Origin of the sequence: Synechococcus sp. F70.1, from assembly GCF_047502745.1 — a bacterium.
GTDB lineage: Bacteria > Cyanobacteriota > Cyanobacteriia > Thermostichales > Thermostichaceae > Thermostichus.
In genome coordinates this window covers 115,443-116,625 of record NZ_JANSJL010000078.1, presented here as the reverse complement: position 1 = coordinate 116,625, position 1,183 = coordinate 115,443, and the positions used below count along the sequence as shown (strand labels likewise).

The following is a 1,183-nucleotide window of genomic DNA, read 5'->3' as shown; positions in this document are numbered from 1 at the left end:
GCGTAGATGGCCTGCACCGTCATCTGGTTTTCTGTAAGGGTGCCGGTTTTGTCCGAGCAAATCACCGTGGCGCTGCCTAGAGTTTCTACCGCCGGCAACTTGCGGATAATGGCGTGGCGTCGGGCCATACGGGAAACCCCAATGGCCAGGGTTACGGTAACTACTGCCGGCAACCCTTCGGGGATAGCACTCACCGCCAGCGCCACCGCCGCCTCAAAGACACTCGCTGCCGCCTGGCCCTGCACCAGCCCCACCAGGAAAGTAAGCGCAGCCAAGGTGAGGATAATTTTCAGCAAAGTCAGGCTGAACGCCTCAAACTTACGTGTCAGGGGAGTTTGCAGGGATCCCCCTTCCTCGATCAGCTTGGAGATGCGGCCTGTTTGGGTCTGGTTACCGATGGCCACCACCACCCCCGCCCCTTGGCCAAAGGTCACGAAGCTGCCGGCGTAGGCCATGTTCTGGCGCTCGGCCAACGGCGTGTCTTCGGGGAGGGATCCCAGCCGTTTTTCCACCGGCACCGATTCTCCCGTGAGGGCCGATTCGTCCACCCGCAAGTTGCGCACGCTCACCAGGCGCAGGTCGGCGGGCACTCGGTCTCCCGAGCTCAAGAGCACCACATCCCCCGGCACCAGCTCCCGTGAGGGCACCCGCACTTTCTGCCCCTCCCGCATCACGGTGACTTCAGTGGCCACCGACTTGGCCAGGGCAGCAATGGCCTCCTCCGCTTTGGACTCTTGGATGTAGCTGATGAGGGCGTTGATCACCACCACCGCCCAGATCACGATGGCGTTGCGCCAGGATCCCAGGAACGCCTTGATTGCCCCGGCCACCAGCAGGATGTAGAGCAGCGACTGGTTAAACTGCTGCAGGAACTTAAGCCAGGCCGGGGTAGCTGCCTTGGCCTTCAGCTCATTGGGGCCATATTGCTGCTGCCGCCGGGCCACCTCGGCTTGAGAGAGGCCCTTTTCCAACAGCCCTGCCAAAGACAGCTCCTCTCCGAAAAGTTTCTGGATGGCTTGCTCCTCTGGCAGAGCATGCCAGGCAATGACCGAGAGCGGCTCGGGAGATGAAGATCTTGCCATGATCGGTGAGCCACCACAACACAACAGTAGGAGGGGCTTCCCGCCCTTCTCTCTGACAGCCTAGCGGATGCCGTCTGCCCCTTCCCAGCAAGACGCTCCCC

The 1,183-nt window shown here is 61.9% G+C and carries 1 protein-coding gene; it reads right to left on the bottom strand.

Annotated features, from left to right (window positions below; all coding sequences use genetic code 11):
• On the bottom strand, positions 1 to 1,082 hold a 1,082-nt coding region (locus NW860_RS08530), incomplete at its 3' end, for a cation-translocating P-type ATPase (protein WP_414513611.1).
• Between the last annotated feature and the right edge of the window lie 101 nt (positions 1,083 to 1,183).